This is a genomic window from Ruegeria sp. CF2, from assembly GCF_056537385.1.
In genome coordinates this window covers 2156159-2172774 of the sequence record NZ_JBQFRL010000001.1, presented here as the reverse complement: position 1 = coordinate 2172774, position 16616 = coordinate 2156159, and the positions used below count along the sequence as shown (strand labels likewise).

Annotated in this window: 20 protein-coding genes and 2 tRNA genes; 20 read left to right on the top strand and 2 right to left on the bottom strand. The window is 61.8% G+C overall.

Annotated elements, in window-relative coordinates; genetic code table 11:
* The first annotated feature begins 17 nt into the window (after positions 1-17).
* Genes ACR0IR_RS10720 through ACR0IR_RS10705 form a run of 4 tightly spaced genes read left to right on the top strand, consistent with a single transcriptional unit; the run spans position 18 to position 3853 of the window.
* Positions 18-884 carry an FAD binding domain-containing protein gene (locus ACR0IR_RS10720; protein ID WP_170362793.1) on the top strand — a complete coding sequence of 289 codons (867 nt, stop codon included), beginning with the start codon at positions 18-20 and terminating at the stop codon, positions 882-884.
* On the top strand, positions 881-1360 hold the full coding sequence (locus tag ACR0IR_RS10715; RefSeq protein ID WP_170337446.1) for a (2Fe-2S)-binding protein: 480 nt from the start codon (positions 881-883) through the stop codon (positions 1358-1360). The genes ACR0IR_RS10720 and ACR0IR_RS10715 overlap by 4 nt, the downstream gene beginning before the upstream one ends.
* A complete protein-coding gene (locus tag ACR0IR_RS10710; RefSeq protein ID WP_480779101.1) occupies positions 1360-3615 on the top strand; it encodes a xanthine dehydrogenase family protein molybdopterin-binding subunit in 2256 nt (751 codons plus the stop codon). The genes ACR0IR_RS10715 and ACR0IR_RS10710 overlap by 1 nt, the downstream gene beginning before the upstream one ends.
* Complete coding sequence (locus ACR0IR_RS10705; RefSeq protein ID WP_040633350.1) at positions 3608-3853, top strand: MoaD/ThiS family protein; 246 nt, start codon at positions 3608-3610, stop codon at positions 3851-3853. The genes ACR0IR_RS10710 and ACR0IR_RS10705 overlap by 8 nt, the downstream gene beginning before the upstream one ends.
* Positions 3854-4127: 274 nt before the next feature.
* Here ACR0IR_RS10705 and ACR0IR_RS10700 read toward each other — a convergent pair.
* Positions 4128-4202 (bottom strand) — tRNA-Thr (locus ACR0IR_RS10700).
* Between the two features lie 83 nt (positions 4203-4285).
* Here ACR0IR_RS10700 and ACR0IR_RS10695 point away from each other — a divergent pair.
* From ACR0IR_RS10695 to ACR0IR_RS10655, 9 genes are all read left to right on the top strand, one after another.
* Entirely contained in the window at positions 4286-4441 is a 156-nt protein-coding gene (locus tag ACR0IR_RS10695; RefSeq protein ID WP_170337448.1) for a hypothetical protein, read from the top strand.
* Positions 4442-4447: 6 nt separating this feature from the next.
* Positions 4448-5713: a UDP-N-acetylglucosamine 1-carboxyvinyltransferase gene (gene murA, locus ACR0IR_RS10690; RefSeq protein WP_170362797.1), complete on the top strand. Its 1266-nt coding sequence runs from the start codon at positions 4448-4450 to the stop codon at positions 5711-5713.
* Positions 5713-6189 carry a DUF2948 family protein gene (locus tag ACR0IR_RS10685; RefSeq protein ID WP_170362799.1) on the top strand — a complete coding sequence of 159 codons (477 nt, stop codon included), beginning with the start codon at positions 5713-5715 and terminating at the stop codon, positions 6187-6189. The genes murA and ACR0IR_RS10685 overlap by 1 nt, the downstream gene beginning before the upstream one ends.
* A 1-nt stretch (position 6190) precedes the next feature.
* Positions 6191-6712, top strand: a complete 522-nt coding sequence (locus ACR0IR_RS10680) for a GNAT family N-acetyltransferase (protein WP_170362801.1) — start codon at positions 6191-6193, stop codon at positions 6710-6712.
* Between the two features lie 58 nt (positions 6713-6770).
* The gene (gene hisD, locus ACR0IR_RS10675) at positions 6771-8072 is read left to right on the top strand and encodes a histidinol dehydrogenase (RefSeq protein WP_170362803.1); all 1302 of its coding nucleotides are present in this window, start codon (positions 6771-6773) and stop codon (positions 8070-8072) included.
* 94 nt (positions 8073-8166) lie between these two features.
* Complete coding sequence (locus ACR0IR_RS10670) at positions 8167-8646, top strand: UPF0262 family protein (protein WP_093962859.1); 480 nt, start codon at positions 8167-8169, stop codon at positions 8644-8646.
* A 3-nt stretch (positions 8647-8649) separates the two neighbouring features.
* Positions 8650-9108, top strand: a complete 459-nt coding sequence (locus tag ACR0IR_RS10665) for an arsenate-mycothiol transferase ArsC (RefSeq protein ID WP_170358064.1) — start codon at positions 8650-8652, stop codon at positions 9106-9108.
* Complete coding sequence (locus ACR0IR_RS10660) at positions 9105-9503, top strand: ketosteroid isomerase-related protein (RefSeq protein WP_170362805.1); 399 nt, start codon at positions 9105-9107, stop codon at positions 9501-9503. The genes ACR0IR_RS10665 and ACR0IR_RS10660 overlap by 4 nt, the downstream gene beginning before the upstream one ends.
* Positions 9496-10089, top strand: coding sequence for a GNAT family N-acetyltransferase (locus ACR0IR_RS10655; protein WP_170362807.1), 594 nt, complete (start codon positions 9496-9498; stop codon positions 10087-10089). The genes ACR0IR_RS10660 and ACR0IR_RS10655 overlap by 8 nt, the downstream gene beginning before the upstream one ends.
* A gap of 55 nt (positions 10090-10144) precedes the next feature.
* On the opposite strand, the gene ACR0IR_RS10650 is transcribed toward ACR0IR_RS10655, so the two are convergent.
* Positions 10145-11320, bottom strand: a complete 1176-nt coding sequence (locus ACR0IR_RS10650; RefSeq protein ID WP_170362809.1) for a S41 family peptidase — start codon at positions 11318-11320, stop codon at positions 10145-10147.
* A 195-nt stretch (positions 11321-11515) separates the two neighbouring features.
* Between ACR0IR_RS10650 and ACR0IR_RS10645 the strand changes: the two genes are divergently transcribed.
* From ACR0IR_RS10645 to ACR0IR_RS10615, 7 genes are all read left to right on the top strand, one after another.
* Positions 11516-12391: a carbon-nitrogen hydrolase family protein gene (locus ACR0IR_RS10645; protein WP_170362811.1), complete on the top strand. Its 876-nt coding sequence runs from the start codon at positions 11516-11518 to the stop codon at positions 12389-12391.
* Positions 12392-12478: 87 nt separating this feature from the next.
* On the top strand, positions 12479-12697 hold the full coding sequence (infA, locus tag ACR0IR_RS10640; RefSeq protein ID WP_005978431.1) for a translation initiation factor IF-1: 219 nt from the start codon (positions 12479-12481) through the stop codon (positions 12695-12697).
* A gap of 11 nt (positions 12698-12708) precedes the next feature.
* Positions 12709-13287, top strand: coding sequence for a Maf family protein (locus ACR0IR_RS10635; protein ID WP_170362813.1), 579 nt, complete (start codon positions 12709-12711; stop codon positions 13285-13287).
* The gene (locus ACR0IR_RS10630; RefSeq protein ID WP_170362815.1) at positions 13284-14306 is read left to right on the top strand and encodes a ribonuclease E/G; all 1023 of its coding nucleotides are present in this window, start codon (positions 13284-13286) and stop codon (positions 14304-14306) included. Before ACR0IR_RS10635 ends, ACR0IR_RS10630 begins: the two co-directional genes overlap by 4 nt.
* Positions 14303-14485 carry a DNA gyrase inhibitor YacG gene (locus ACR0IR_RS10625; RefSeq protein ID WP_170337460.1) on the top strand — a complete coding sequence of 61 codons (183 nt, stop codon included), beginning with the start codon at positions 14303-14305 and terminating at the stop codon, positions 14483-14485. Before ACR0IR_RS10630 ends, ACR0IR_RS10625 begins: the two co-directional genes overlap by 4 nt.
* Positions 14486-14564: 79 nt before the next feature.
* A tRNA-Phe gene (locus ACR0IR_RS10620) sits at positions 14565-14639 on the top strand.
* A gap of 665 nt (positions 14640-15304) precedes the next feature.
* Complete coding sequence (locus ACR0IR_RS10615) at positions 15305-16522, top strand: hypothetical protein (protein WP_480779100.1); 1218 nt, start codon at positions 15305-15307, stop codon at positions 16520-16522.
* The last annotated feature ends 94 nt before the right edge of the window (positions 16523-16616 follow it).

Sequence of the window (16616 nt, the reverse complement as noted above, 5' to 3'; positions counted from 1 at the left end):
AGGCGCGAGGTACAATCATGCAATATCACCGCCCCGCCAGCTTTGCCGAAGCTTCGGATCTGGCTGCTCATTCAACGGGCATTACGCGGTTTCTGGCCGGCGGCACCGACGTTCTGGTGCAGCTGCGGTCCGAGATCTTGACCCCCGACACCTTGATCGACATCAAGGCCATCGACGGGGTGCGCGACATCACCCGCCACGCCGATGGCAGTTGGACGCTGGGCGTGGCCGTCACCGGTGCCGAGATGACCGAACACCCCGATCTGGGCCGCGAGTGGCCCGGTGTGGTCGAGGCGATGGACCTGATCGGCTCGACTCAGGTTCAGGGCCGTGCCACGCTGACGGGCAACTTGTGCAACGGCTCGCCCGCAGCCGACTCGGTTCCGGCCATGGTGGCCGCAGGGGTTACGGCGACGGTGACCGGCCCGAACGGCGATCGGGTCGTGGCGGTCGAGGACATCCCGACCGGCCCCGGCAAGACCTCTCTGGCACAGGGCGAGCTGATCTCGGCCTTGCACATCCCGGCGCGGGGCGCGAATGGCGGCGACGCCTATCTGCGCTTCATTCCGCGCACCGAGATGGACATCGCCGTGGTCGGCGTGGGCGTAAACCTGCGCGTCGATGGTGACACGATCACCGAGGCCCGCGTTGCGCTGGGGGCCGTGGCGCCCACCGTCCTGCTTGTCGAAGACTGCGCCCGGGCGCTGATCGGCACCACGCTGGACGATGCCGCGTCGGCGGCACTGGCCGCCGCCGCCTCGGCCGCCTGCAAACCCATCGACGACAAACGCGGCACGATCGAATTCCGCACCGAAGTGGCCGGCGTTCTGGCAAAACGCGCCGCGAAAATCGCCTATGCCCGCGCCAAGGGAGAGACCGCATGACCAAGCATCACGTCACCACCACCGTCAACGGCGATACGGTCGAATACCTGTGCGACGCGCGCGAAACCCTACTGGACTGTCTGCGCGACAAGCTGAACCTGACCGGCGCCAAGGAAGGCTGCGGCACCGGCGATTGCGGGGCCTGCTCGGTCACGCTGGACGGTCGGCTGGTCTGTTCCTGCCTGGTGCTGGGGGTCGAGGCCGAGGGCAAGCAGATCGAAACCATTGAAGGCATGGCCCAGGGCGAAACCCTGCACCCGCTGCAGCGCAAGTTCATCGACCATGCCGCGCTGCAATGCGGGGTCTGCACACCGGGCGTTCTGGTCGCCGCCAAGGCGCTGCTGGAAAAGAACCCCGACCCGACCGAGGAAGAGGCCCGCTATTGGCTGGCCGGCAACCTGTGCCGCTGCACGGGTTATGACAAGATCATCCGCGCCGTTCTGGAGACGGCCGCCGAGCTGCGGGAGGCTTCGTAATGGCACTCGACGATCGCAAGTCGCATTTCACCTTCGTGGGCACCCGCCCGAACCGTCCCGACGGGCTGGACAAGGTCACCGGCCGCGCCCGGTTCGGGGCCGACGTGACCGCGCCGGGCATGCTGTTCGGCGCCATCCTGCGCTCGCCCCACGCCCATGCGCGGATCGTTCGGATCGACACCTCGAAGGCCGAGGCGCATCGGGACGTGAAAGCCGTGGTCACCCGCGCCGATTTCGCCGATGTTCCGTTCAAGCCCGGGCTCGAGGGCGAGTTCTGGAACGTTCTGGAAAACGTCATGGCCCGGGAAAAGGCGCTTTATGACGGGCACGCGGTGGCGGCGGTTGCGGCCAGCTCGGCGCTGGCGGCGCGGGATGCGCTCAAGCTGATCGAGGTCGAATACGAGGTGCTGCCTCATGTCACCGACGTGGACAAGGCGATGGCGCCCGACGCTCCGGTGATCCGCGAGGGCGCGGCCGACTATTCGGTGCCCGAGGGGATGCACCCCAACGTCGTGCGCTATCACGAAAGCGGGCATGGCGATGTCGAGGCGGGTTTTGCCGAGGCCGATCTGGTGATCGAGGATCACTTCGTCACCGAGGCCACCCACCAGGGCTATATCGAACCGCACGCCTGCCTTGCCTCGCTGGGCGCTGACGGCAAGGGCGAGCTATGGTGCTGCACCCAGGGCCACTGGATCGTGCAGAAAACCTGCGCGGCATTGCTGGGGATCGAAACCGCGCAGCTGCGCGTGACCGCATCGGAAATCGGCGGCGGGTTCGGCGGCAAGACCACCGTGTTCATCGAACCGGTGGCGCTGGCGCTGTCGCGCAAGGCCAACCGTCCGGTCAAGATCGTGATGTCCCGGTCCGAGGTTCTGCGGGCCACGGGGCCGACCGCCTCGGCCTCGATGGACGTCAAGATCGGCATTAAGAAAGACGGCACCATCACCGCCGCCCAGGGCGTGTTCCGCCTGCAAGGCGGTGCGTTTCCGGGTGCCCCGGGCGATATGACCGCGATGTGCGCCTTTGCGCCCTACAACCTGACCAATGTGCGGCAGGTGGGATATGACGTCATGTCCAACCGCCCGAAACAGGCCGCCTATCGCGCGCCGGGCGCGCCAATGGGGGCGTTTGCGGTAGAATCGGTCATCGACGAGCTGTGCAAGAAACTGGGTCTCGACCCGATCGAGGTTCGCCTGAAGAACGCCGCGCGCGAGGGCACCAAGGCCAGCTATGGCCCCACCTATGACCGGATCGGCCTGGTCGAGACGCTCGAGGCCGCCAAGGGCCACCCGCATTATTCCGCGCCGCTGAAGCCGGGGCAGGGGCGGGGCGTCGCCTGCGGGTTCTGGTTCAACCACGGGGGCGAGACCTCGGTGTCCCTGGCCCTGTCCGAGGACGGCTCGGCGCAGCTGATGGTCGGCACGCCCGATATCGGCGGCTCGCGCGCATCGATGGCGCTGATGGCGGCCGAGGTGCTGGGCATCCCATACGAGAACATCCGCGTGACCATCGCCGACACCGCCACGCTGGGTTACAACGACGTCAGCCACGGCTCGCGCGTGACCTATGCCAGCGGTCTGGCCACGATCAAGGCGGCGCAGCACGCGGTCGAGAAACTGTGCGAACGCGCGGCGGCCAAATGGGGCATCCCCGTGGACGCGGTGAAATGGGAAAACGGCTGCGCGGTGCCGTCCGGCCCCAACGCGGGCGATTTCGACCCGCTGCCGCTGGCCGAGATCACCGCCGACATGGGGCGCACAGGTGGGCCGATCTCGGGCCATTTCGAGGCGACCCCCGAAGGCGCCGGCGTGTCCTTCGGCACCCATATCGTCGATGCCGAGGTCGATCCCGAAACCGGCAAGACCTCGATCACCCGCTACACGGTCATCCAGGACGCAGGCAAGGCGATCCACCCGGCTTATGTCGAGGGCCAGTTCCAGGGCGGCGCGGCGCAGGGCATCGGCTGGGCGCTGAACGAGGAATACATCTACGGCGAGGATGGCCGGCTGCAGAATCCGGTGTTCCTCGACTACCGTATCCCTGTGGCCAGCGACCTGCCAATGATCGACACGGTGATCGTCGAGGTGCCCAACCCCGGCCACCCGTTCGGCGTGCGTGGCGTGGGCGAAACCGGCATCGTGCCACCGCTGGCGGCCATCGCGAATGCGGTTTCGAACGCAGCGGGCGTGCGGATGCGACAACTGCCGATGTCGCCGCCGCGCATTCTGGCCGCCCTCAAGGGCAATGGTTGAGGTCCATCTCTGGTCCGGTCTCCGGTCGCTGACCGGGGGCCAGGAAGTGGTGCAGGTTCAGGCTGCGACAACCGGCGAGCTGCTGCGCGAACTGGTGCGCCTTCATCCGCAACTGCAGGCGCCGATCGACGCGGGCGTGTCCGTTGCCGTCAATGGCCGGATCATTGCAGCGGGTCTGTCCGAACCCATTCCCGAAGGTGCCGAAGTCTATCTGATGCAGAGGTTGCGGGGCGGGTAGCCCCGTGAAATCGGCGGGGGAGGACCGGAAGCCCCGGTCTTGAATTCGGCGCTTCGGCCTCACCCCTGGTCCTACCGAAGTACCCCCTCGTTAAAAAAACACCATCAAACGGATCGGCAGGATTGATCCGCTATGTATTGCAATATTGGCATTAGTATTGCGGGAAGGTGTCAGATGTGTGTGATTTCCGGCCATGCGTGGTTGACGTCAGGGAAGTTGCGCCTGCAAAGATATCGAGGCGTCGTGCAGCGGAATCCGGGTAAAAACTGGAAGATGGTGCTGCTGGAGAGAATTGAACTCTCGACCTCTCCCTTACCAAGGGAGTGCTCTACCTCTGAGCTACAGCAGCGCTGTGGGCGGGTGATTAGACTCAAACGAAACGGGGCGCAAGGGTCTCTGGACGGTTTTTTTCGCCTCCTGTAGAGAAAGATCATGGCAGAGAAAAAATCACCCAAAAAACACGGACAATCCGGATCCGCGCGCGAAGATCGGCTCAAGGCTGCCCTCAAGGCAAACCTGGCGCGGCGCAAGGCGCAGGCCAAGGCGCGCAGCGCACAGGATGACCGGCCGGGACAGCACAAGGACTAAGAGCAGATGGATTCGATTCTGGTAACGGGCAACGGGCCGCTTCACGGCCAAATTCCGATCGCGGGGGCCAAAAATGCCTGTCTGACGCTGATGCCGGCCACGTTGCTCAGCGAAGATCCGCTGACGCTGACCAACGCGCCGCGTCTGAGCGACATCAAGACCATGACCGCGCTGCTGCAGTCGCTGGGGGCCGAGGTGTCGGCCCTGCAGGACGGGCAGGTTCTGGCGATGTCCAGCCATGATCTGACCAGTCACACGGCCGATTACGAGATCGTGCGCAAGATGCGGGCCTCGAACCTTGTTCTGGGGCCGCTCTTGGCGCGTTTCGGGCAGGCCGTGGTGTCGCTGCCGGGCGGTTGTGCCATCGGGGCGCGGCCGATGGACCTGCATGTCGAGGGGCTGGAAGCACTGGGCGCCGAAATCGAGTTGAAGGACGGCTACCTGCACGCCAAGGCGCCAGGTGGATTGAAGGGCGCGGTGCATGAAATGCGCTTTGCCTCTGTGGGTGCCACCGAGAACATCGTTATGGCCGCAACGCTGGCCAAGGGCACCACGGTTCTGAAAAACGCCGCACGCGAGCCCGAGATCGTGGATCTGGTTCAATGTCTGCGCAGCATGGGCGCGCAGATTCAGGGCGAGGGCACCTCGACCATTGAGATCCAGGGTGTCGACCGCCTGCACGGGGCTACGCACCAGGTGGTCACCGACCGGATCGAGCTGGGCACCTACATGCTGGCCCCCGCCATTTGCGGCGGTGAGGTAGAACTGCTGGGCGGCCGCCTGTCACTGGTCGAATCCTTCGTCGAGAAGCTGACGGCCGCCGGGGTGGATGTCGCCGAGACGAAAAAGGGTCTGAAGGTCTCTCGCAAGAATGGCCGGGTGCGCGCCGTGGACGTGGTGACCGAGCCGTTCCCGGGCTTTCCTACCGATCTGCAGGCGCAAATGATGGCGCTGATGTGCACGGCCGAGGGAACCTCGGTGCTGGAGGAGCGGATTTTCGAGAACCGCTTCATGCACGCCCCTGAACTGGTGCGCATGGGCGCGCAGATCGAGGTGCATGGCGGCACCGCGACGGTGACCGGGGTCGAGCGTCTTAAGGGTGCGCCAGTCATGGCCACCGATCTGCGGGCCTCGGTCTCGCTGATCCTGGCCGGGTTGGCGGCCGAGGGCGAAACAACCGTCAGCCGGGTCTATCATCTGGACCGCGGATATGAGCATGTGGTCCGCAAGCTGGAAGGCGTGGGCGCGAAAATAGAACGGATCAAGGGCTGATGGCAGACGCAACATTCGAAGACGGGCGGGAGGCGCCGCTGAACCTTGGCGCATTGGATGCCGAGGACCTCAAGGTGATCGCAACGCTGACGCAGGATGCGGTTTTTCCGGTCAGCGAAATGACCTGGCAACCAACCCGCCGCCGCTTTGCCTTGCTGCTCAACCGGTTCCGGTGGGAGGACAAGGAAGCAGCCGAGCGCCGTGGTCGGGAATTCGAGCGGGTGCAGTCGCTGCTGGTATTCGACTCGGTCCTGTCGGTGTCCAGCCAAGGGGTTAATCGATCCGACAAGGACCTGATCCTCTCGGTTCTTGATATCGAGTTCCACCCTTCGGATGATGGCACGGGCGAGGTGCTGCTTGTGCTGGCCGGGGATGGCGCGATCCGACTGACGGTGGAAGCGGTTGATGCAACGCTCAAGGATGTGACGCGCCCCTATCGTGCGCCTTCGGGCAAGGCGCCTCGGCACCCGGACTGACATGCAGAACAAGCGTGGCATTTCGCAGGCGCTGTCTCCGGGGCAGGCCGGCGTGTCGCTGCGCCGGGCCACCGTGTTCGACGTGTTCGGGTTGAGTCAGGTTCTGGTACGCTCCGTCACCCGGCTGTGTGAGGCCGACCACGGAAATCAACCAGACAAGATCGCGGCATGGACAGCCAACAAGGACCCGCAGTCCGTTCGCAACTGGATCATCTCGGGCACCCAGATCTGGCTGGCCGAGCGGAACGGAAATGTGGCCGCCGTCGGTGGGCTGCGCGCACCGGCCGAGATTTCGCTGCTTTATGTCGATCCGGGCCACGCAGGGCAGGGGGTCGGTGCCGCGTTGCTGTCCCGGCTCGAGGCCGAACTGGCCACATCAGGGGCCCCCGTGGCCCATTTGATGTCCACCCGGACCGCGTTGGGCTTCTATCGCCGGTATGGCTGGGTCGCTGCAGGGGAGCCCGCGGACTGGAACGGTATGCCCCAATTCCCCCTGCGCAAATCGCTGCACCCCCCGGGCTGAGGGTTGAGGCCCGCCCCGGCGGGCGATAAGACCCGTTCAAACGCCCCGGAGTACGCAAATGCCCGTTTTCCTCGACACGACATCCGCCGATTTCGAAACCGGTTTCCAAGCCCTTCTGTCCGCCAAACGCGAAGACAGCCCCGATGTCGACGCCGTCGTGGCGCAGATCATCGCCGACGTGCGGTCGCGCGGCGATGCTGCGGTGATCGAGTTGACGGCGAAATTCGACCGGTTGCAGCTGACGCCGGACACGCTGGCCTTCAGCGCAGCCGAGGTGACGCAGGCCATCGCGACCGTCAGCGACGATGACCGCGCGGCGCTGGAACTGGCCGCCGCGCGCATCCGCGCCTATCACGAGCGCCAGATGCCGCAGGATCAGGAATGGACCGACGAGGCGGGCGCCACGCTGGGCTGGCGCTGGTCGGCGGTCTCTGCCGCGGGGCTTTACGTTCCCGGCGGGCTGGCTTCCTATCCGTCCTCGGTGCTGATGAATGCCATTCCCGCCAAGGTGGCCGGGGTCGAGCGGCTGGCCATCGTGGTGCCCACGCCGGACGGGCAGGTCAACCCGCTGGTGCTGCTGGCCGCGCGCCTGTCGGGCGTCGACGAGATCTATCGTATCGGCGGCGCGCAGGCGATTGCGGCGCTGGCCTATGGCACGGAAACCATCGCGCCGGTGGACAAGATCACCGGGCCCGGCAACGCCTTCGTGGCGGCGGCCAAACGGCGGGTGTTCGGCAAGGTGGGCATCGACATGATCGCCGGCCCCTCCGAAATTCTGGTGATCGCGGACAAGGACAACGACCCCGACTGGATCGCGCTGGACCTGCTCAGCCAGGCCGAGCATGACGAAAGCGCCCAGTCGATCCTGATCACCGATAACGCCGGTTTCGGCCGCGCGGTGGCCGAGGCGGTGGAAAAACGGCTGGAGACGCTCGAACGACGCGCGATCGCCGGAGCGAGCTGGCGCGACTATGGTGCGGTGATCACCGTGCGCGACCTGGAGGAGGCCGCTGCGCTGTCGAACCGCATCGCTCCGGAACACCTGGAACTGTGCGTGGCCGATCCGGCGGCGCTGAGCCGCAAGACCATCCATGCCGGCGCGATCTTTCTGGGCCAGTACACGCCCGAGGCCATCGGCGACTATGTCGGCGGGCCGAACCATGTTCTGCCCACCGCACGCTCGGCCCGGTTTTCGTCGGGGCTCAGCGTGTTGGATTTCCTCAAACGCACCACGCTCAGCCACATGACCCCCGAGGCTCTGCGCGCCATCGGCCCGGCGGCCGAGCAGCTGGCGCGGTCGGAAAGCCTGGAGGCGCACGGGTTATCCGTGGGCGCGCGGCTCAAGCGGCTGAACGGTTGACGGCCATCTGACCTTGCGTCCGGCCCGTTTCCCGCGTTGTCCCTCGGGCATAGGTGCGCTAGGTCTGGCCTGACCTGAACGGAAGTCGATGACCATGACCCGCATTTCGCATATCGAACTGGACGATCGAAACCTGCCGCCGCCCACGCCCGAGATCGAGCAGGAGCGCAAGGTTGCGATCTATGACCTGCTCGAGGAAAATTCGTTTGCCCTGCCCAAACGTGACGACCGGCTGGTGCCCGACGGCCCCTATCACGTGCAACTGTCGATCCGCGACAAGCGGCTGGTGTTCGACGTCACCACCGAAGACAGCCAGAAAGCCGCCGAGTTCCATCTGTCACTGGGTCCGTTCCGGCAGGTGGTCAAGGACTACTTCCAGATCTGCGAAAGCTATTTCGATGCGGTCAAGACCCTGCCGCCCAGCCAGATCGAAACCATCGACATGGCCCGGCGCGGCATCCACAACGAAGGCAGCCGGGTCCTGCAGGAACGGCTCGAGGGCAAGGCTGAGATCGACACCGACACCGCCCGCCGCCTGTTCACGCTGATCTGCGTGTTGCATTTCGGAGGCTGACGGGTGAAGCCTCTGCCGCATTCGGTCCTGTTCTGCTGCGACCACAACGCGGTGCGCTCGCCCATGGCCGAAGGCATCATGAAGAAATTCTACGGCACGGGCACATATGTGCAGTCGGCCGGGGTACACAACGACCTGGAAATCGACGGGTTCAGCATCGCCGTCTGCCAGGAGATCGACGTGGAACTGTCACGCCACCGGTCGCGGTCGTTCGACGAGATGCAGGAATGGGGGGATGACCTGGGATCATTCGACCTGATCGTGGCCCTGTCGCCTGCCAGCCAGCGCAAAGCGCTGGAGCTGACGCGGGTTTTTCACCTCGATGTCGATTATTGGCCAATAATGGACCCTACCGGACTGGGCGAGACGCGCGAGGAAAAGCTACACCACTACCGTCAGACCCGCGATCAGATCATCAAACACCTGAAGGATCGTTGGGGGGAACCTACGGAGATCGCATGACCCAGACCGTACAAGCCTATTTCGATGCCTTCAACGCCGGGGATGTCACCGGCATGCTGGCCTGCCTGTCCGACGACGTGGCCCATCACGTGAACGAAGGCAAGATCCGCGTCGGCAAAGAGAAATTCGCCGAATTCTGCGCGCATATGAACCGCTGCTATCGCGAGACCCTGACCGACATGGTGATCTTCGAGGCCCAGGGCAGCACCCGCGCGGCCGCTGAATACATCGTTAACGGCACCTATCTGGAAACCGATGCCGGCCTGCCCGCGGCCTCGGGCCAGTCCTACCGCCTGCCCGCCGGGTCGTTCTTTGACCTCAAGGACGGCAAGATCACCCGCGTGACCACCTATTACAATCTTGCTGACTGGGTGAAACAGGTGTCGGGTGGCTGAGGTCACGAAGGTCCGCGCGCTGACGGGGCCGGCGCTCGAGGCGGCGCTGGACGACGTGGCGCGCCTGCGCATTTCGGTGTTCCACGACTGGCCCTATCTTTATGACGGCGATCTGGGCTACGAGCGCAAATACCTGCAATCCTACCGCGACAGCGACCGGGCGATCGTCGTCGGCGCCTTTGACGGCGACAGGCTTGTGGGGGCCGCGACCGGCGCGCCGCTGGCCGACCATGCCGAGGATTTCGCCGCCGCTTTCGACGGCACCGGGCTGGAACTTTCGCAGATTTTCTATTGCGCCGAATCCGTGCTGCTGCCCGCCTATCGGGGGCAGGGCGTCGGGCATGCGTTCTTTGATCTACGCGAGGGTCACGCGCGGGACTTGGGCTTTGCCAGATGTGCCTTTTGCGGCGTGCAGCGTCCGGGCGACCACCCGATGCGGCCGGCCGACTATCGGCCGCTCGACCCGTTCTGGCGCGCGCGGGGCTATGCGCCCCTGCCCGGCGTGATCGCCCGATTTTCGTGGAAGGACCTGGGCGAGGACTCGGAAACCCTCAAACCGTTGCAGTTCTGGATCAGGGATTTGTGAACCCGCCGCAACGCGTTGTGTGTGCCCGCCGGCACGCGCGCGGACAGCCGTTCGTCTAGCCGCGAAAATCTTCGAGGATCCGTCGATAGAACGCTCCTCGTGCTCCAGCGCCCAATGGTCCTGCGACACATTCCCGATCCAGGTTCAATTCTCCCACGGGCACGATTTGCCGCGCGATTTCGGGCGGTGTCGTTTCGTCAGACGTTCCCGTCCTCCAATCGTGAAAGGCGGAGGAGTATCGAACGACCGCTCCGCTCGCTGGCAAGTCAAGCAACCCACCTTCGGCAAAGAACGTCAGTCCGTCTCCCATTTCTTCCCCGATGAGTTTGAGCCTGTCACCCAAGCGATGCTTGAGGATGGCGACAAACACGATCGCGGCGGAGAACGTGAATTTATCGACAAGTACGACGACCTGCTGACTTGCGCTTTGGGCGAGTGCGTCGATCAAAGGCATCGTCAGAAGAAAATCACCGCCGGTGTTTCCGCGCACGTCAATCAAAAGCGTTTTGTCAGACAAAGCGCGCACGCGATCCGCTGCCTCGGATATGGCTTTGCGCAGCGCATCTCTGCCCGGGTCAAAGAAACTCGGCAGTTGAATTGAAAGCCCAAGTGCCTGCCAATCCTCAATCTCCACAAAGCTCTCGGGTTCCCATGCTGGATCGGCTTTGCCGTGCTCGTTTCTCGGGTAGAGCGTCGACGCAGGAACGGGGTTTCCATTTGCTATTTTCAGATTGGTTGTCTGCCCGTTTTCGTCCTGCACATGATACTCGGTCGTACCGTCGTCGGACGAAAATCCCAGCCGTTCCAACGCGTGCGGCCAAGCCAGGATAATCGGACCGATGACCCGCTTCCTCTGGCGCGTTCCCGCCAGAAATTTGTCCGCCGCGGCCTCAATTTCGCTTACAGCTGCGCCATTGATTGCCAGCAGCTTGCCTTGTGGGGCGATCAACCTTGATGCCGATCCAAGGACTTGGACGGAACGCCCCACGCTCACGAACCGCAGAGGCAACACTGAGATTGCATCATTCGGGATCAGCCGTGTGTGCCCGTTGCTGGGAAGTGCCAGAAGGCGCATCGCCGACAGCAGAAATTCCTCGACCGAGCCCTCAAGTGCGTATCGCCGACTGTCGCTGACACAGCGGTCTATCGCCGTCCTTTCGATCCGTCGAAAGCTGGGATCGTTTGGCAGGACAGTCTCCAGAATGAGCTCCAAGTCATCGATCAGCGACATGGGTCACAGTGCGCATGGACGATCGGCAATGTCCAGATTGGGTGCGGATCCGGCGCTCTCCCGGCCCGGCCCTTTGCTTTGCAAGGCTATGCATCGAACCAAAAGTTTCTATTGCGTCGCACAACCCGATTGGCCTGTACACCGGACAACAACGGCTATTTACTTCTTCGCAAGAACAGCATTGGAACCAGCATCATGAAAATCGCCGCCGCCGCCTACAATCTCGACTGGCTCGACAGCTGGGCGCAGTACGAAGACAAGCTGGACGCTTGGGTTTCGCAGGCCGCAGGGCAGGGGGCTGAACTGCTGGTGTTTCCCGAGTACGGCGCGATGGAGCTTTCGACGCTGGCCGGGGCCGAGGTTGCGGGGGATCTCGAAGGCTCGATCCAGGCGGTATCCGAGCGGATGGAAGATGTACAAATCCTGCATCGACGCCTCTCGGCCGAGTACAACTTGTACATTCTGGGCGCATCCGCCCCGGTTCAGGCCGGCCCAGGCCGCCCGGTGAACCGCGCCGAATTCTACGCCCCCTCAGGCGCGCAGGATCATCAGGACAAGCAAATCATGACCCGGTTCGAGCGCGAAGACTGGGACATCGCGCCGGGCGGTCCGTTGAAGATCTTCGAGACGGCGCTGGGTCGGATCGGCGTTCTGATATGCTATGACAGCGAGTTTCCCCTGCTTGGCCGTGCCCTGTCAGAGGCCGACTTGATTCTTGTGCCGTCCTGCACCGAGGCCCTGTCGGGCTATTGGCGGGTCCGTATCGGCGCGATGGCGCGTGCATTGGAGAATCAATGCGTTACGGTCATGGGGTCGCTGGTGGGCAACAACGAATGGTCCCAGTCCGTGGACGCAAACACTGGGACCGGAGGTGTTTTCGGCCCGCCGGACAAGGGCTTTCCACAAACCGGCGTGCTGTCGGAAGGCGTGCTCAACCAGCCCGGCTGGACCTACGCAGACGTCGATCTGTCGGCGATCGCCGAGGTTCGGGCGGATGGCCATGTCCTGAACCGATCCCACTGGACAGAGCAGACGCCCCGAGTCGAATCGGTCACAATGTCGCGCCTTTAAGTGATTCCACCCTTGAAATAAGGCCGAAATAGGCTCATTTAGGCGCCACCTGCGGATTCTGCAGGGCAACGCAAAGATGGAGACAACATGGCCAAGGAAGATACGCTCGAATTTCCCGGTGTCGTGAAGGAACTCCTGCCTAATGCGACGTTTCGGGTCGAGCTGGAAAACGGCCATGAGATCATCGCACATACGGCAGGCAAGATGCGCAAAAACCGCATCCGTGTTCTGGCCGGCGACAAGGTTCAGGTCGAGATGACCCCCTATGATCTGACCAAGGGTCGGATCAACTACCGCTTCAAGTAACGCCTGCCGCAATGGCGTTCATTCTAGGATCGGGCAGCCCCAGAAGGCTGGACCTGCTGGGTCAGCTTGGCGTGCAGCCCGACACCATTTCTGCCCCCGACATCGACGAAGACCCCCAAAGGGGCGAGCTTCCGCTGCCGTATTGCGCGCGCATTGCCCGCGAGAAGGTGCATGCCGTGAAGGCGGCTCCGGACGATATCGTCCTGTGCGCCGACACGACGGTTGCGCTAGGTCGACGCATATTGGGCAAGCCCCAGGATGCCGGACAGGCAGCCGAATTTCTGCATGCCCTGTCGGGACGTCGCCACCGTGTGATCACCTCGGTCGCGGTGCGTCGCGGCGATCGGGTGTTGCAGCGTGACGTGGTCAGTCAGGTCAAGGTCAAGCGTCTTTCGGACGTGGAAATCAACGCCTATCTCGCTACCGGCGATTGGCAGGGCAAAGCCGGTGCCTATGCCATCCAAGGGCCCGCGGGCGCCTTCATTCCGTGGATCTCGGGCTCGTTCACCGGTATCGTCGGGTTGCCTTTGTCTGAAACCGCAGGACTGTTGCAAGGCATCGGTTACCCCCTGTATCGCGAGGCATCATGAAAGGTCGAACGATCATTCTGGATCACATTCAAGGCCGCGAAGCCGCGGCCCTGATGGTGGATGGCAAACTGGATGATTTCCTGATCGCTGCCGATGCGCCCGCCCCGGGTACGATCTACCGGGCCCGGGCCGAGCGGGCGATCAAGGGACAAGGCGGGATGTTCCTGACAACGCCGGATGGTCCGGCGTTCCTTCGGCAGGTCAAAGGGTTGGCGCCGGGCGAGATGCTGCTGGTGCAGGTCACGGGCTATGCCGAACCGGGCAAGGCCCTGCCAGTTACGAACCGCATCCTGTTCAAAAGCCGCTATGCCATCGTCACGCCGGACGCGCCCGGGCTGAACATCTCCCGCTCGATCCGTGATGATGATGAGCGCGACCGGCTGCTGGTGATCGCGCATGAGCAGATGGACGGCAGCCCCTTCGGTCTGATCCTGCGCTCCGGTTGCTGGGGCGCGGATGCCGATGAAATTGCCGAAGACATCGCCGCCATGCGGGCGCTGGCCGAGCAGGTCGTGAACGACACCGGAGACGCACCGGAAACGCTGTCCGAGGGCGACGGACCGCATGTTCTCGCCTGGCGCGAATGGGTGGAGCCGGCCGAGGTCTCGACCCAGGCGGGCGGGTTCGCGGACCATGGCGTGCTCGAGGCGCTGGACGCCGCACGTGGCGCATCCCATCCTTTGGCGGGTGGGGCGCATATGTATATCGAACCCACCCGGGCGTTGGTGGCCGTGGATGTGAACACTGGTTCGGATGGCTCGCTGGCTGCGGGAACAAAGGCCAATTTCGCCTGCGCCAAGGAACTGCCGCGCGCCCTGCGCGTGCGCGGGCTGGGCGGGCAGATCACGCTCGACCTTGCGCCGATGCCCAAAAAAGACCGGCGCGGATTCGAATCCGCACTCCGCGCTGCTTTCAGGGCTGACAGCGAAGAAACGATCCTCGCCGGCTGGACACCGCTGGGACATTTCGAATTGCAGCGAAAACGCGGCCGTATCCCATTGTCGGAGGTCCTGAGATGAGTTGCCCGATCTGCGGAGAAGATACGGTCAAACAGTTTCGTCCGTTTTGCTCGAAACGCTGCGCCGATATCGATCTGGCCAAGTGGCTGAACGGCTCCTATGCGGTTCCGTCGCAGCGCGAGGATGACCTTGACGATGAGATTCAGGATGCTGTCGAAATCAAGGATCGCCCGCACTGAAAAAATCTGAAAAAGCCTCTGGACACCGCGTTTGGCAAGTCATAGAAGGCCTGCACCCAACGGCAAACGCCGTTCCCGTGCCCGGGTAGCTCAGGGGTAGAGCAGTGGATTGAAAATCCTCGTGTCGGTGGTTCGATTCCGCCCCCGGGCACCATTTAATCTATTGAATTTTATAGAACAATTCTCAATGGGGCTTCGCTTCTACTTCGCTACAATTGCTCCTGTACCGTCTCTGTACCACTTGGCCTCATTTTAAATGATGTTTCCAAAAGCTTAAGCGCTCCTTCATGGGTTCATTTGTGCAAAATGTGTGTTGGTACAATGCGAATGGGTGCTGGATATGAGCTTACAGGTGGACTGTCTAGAGGCCTGCAAGCTGAATAGAAACGCCGCTGCATATGGGGTGTTCGCTTTATTACCAAAGGTTAGAGCACAAGCGTGTTGCAAAAGTGCAACCTCACTATCCTTGGCTCTCAGCATCTATTCTTGTCACTATTCTTGGCTATCCTTGGAAAAGGCGACTAACTTTTTAATTAATAAAATCAATGCAGTATGAGAGTTTTTGGCATTGAAATCCTCTCGATTGTTGGAAATCATGACGTCACTTCGAAACGTTATGAGCAGGACAGAAATGGCAACTGAAAAACTACAACGCTCACATGCGAGAGCCCACATCCGGGCCCAAAGAAACTCTCAGGCTTCAAGGCTGGCTGTAAATAGTGGCTTTGCCGGATTGGTGATTAAGCCTTTTGGGCTAAACGGGCTTTGGCTAAACAAGCCAGTTGGTTTGATTGAACTTCAAGTTGGAGCGGTCGTTTAATGACAAACTATTTGACAGAGAGCCTTGGCTATATCACTCGAATGTCAGACGCGGATAAGGCGGTGCTCCCTCCAAACCATCTGAGTCACGTCTTGAGCTTTGCGAGGGATGTCACGGAGAGTGCAGAATCCTACTTCTTCGAAGGTTCCGCTCTATCCATGGCCTCAGATCTTAGGATCAGAGACCCTGAGGGCCTCCGCAAAGTACTGCTTTCGGTTTTCGACGCACCAAAGACTTATTTCCTAGAAGCCGGCGGGTGTGAAAGGAATCTTCTCCTAAATCCTTTGCGCGAACACATTCCTCAAGACGTGCTTCCCGGAGAAGCAATCGCGAACCGGGTTGGGGTTCGGGTCAAGGTTCTCGCACCTGGTCTGGCAAAGTACTCGGTATGCTGGAATTTGCCGGTCTCGCACGAGGAGTCTCGGCGGGCTCGTGCATTTGCCAAGGAAACCATGGAGGCCTCATACGCGGTGAGGAGAACTAAGTTGGAGGAAAGGGCATTGTTTGAGTTCTGGCGCTTGGGTCTCAATTGCTACGACGGTGTAATCGATGTCAGGAACAAACCTTCGTTCATTACACCCGAGGAACTCTGGCGGCGATATAACAGCGGTCATCAAGACCTTAGCGATAATTTCAAGGACTTGTTTGGGCCAACAGACCGAGATTTTCTAAGGGTTCCTCACAAAAAGAAACTAAGTTTTGCAACTTGGGTCTACAACACTGCCATGATGGAAGAAATCTCACTTAGCGAGACAGGAAGAAGTTACGTAAACGAACTAACGAAGAGCAATCCGTTCACAGCAGAGGAGCTATTCCATAACGACCCTGAGGATCTAAGTGGAGAGATTTCCAACATCGCAGCCATGTTGGCCATTTTGTTGGCCAATGATGGAGACGCCGTCGTTCGGCAAGAGAAGCCTGTCTTTGCTGGCCTTGTAAAGCAAAGAACCAGACGAAGACCAACCATACAAAAAGACAGCGAACCCCGGGTAATCAACGTAGTTAAATTAAAGATCTCTGACAAAACTGTTGAAAAGCTATACTCTGGGGAGCCAACTGAAAAAGTTTCTACTGGACGTCGAAGGGGACCTGTCAGGCATTTGGTACGTGGTCATATGTTCTTGGCGAGAAACGGCAAAATGGTTTTTCGAAGACCTCACTGGAAAGGCAAATCAGATCCCGACAAGCCTACAGTTGTCCACGTGCATAGTTCTTAGGTAACTAAGCGTACGGTCGGATATCTAGTGCTAGGATTCGCAACGCAAATCCCCCTATTTCTTTTTGTACGCCACTTCTTGCCGCCCGATGATC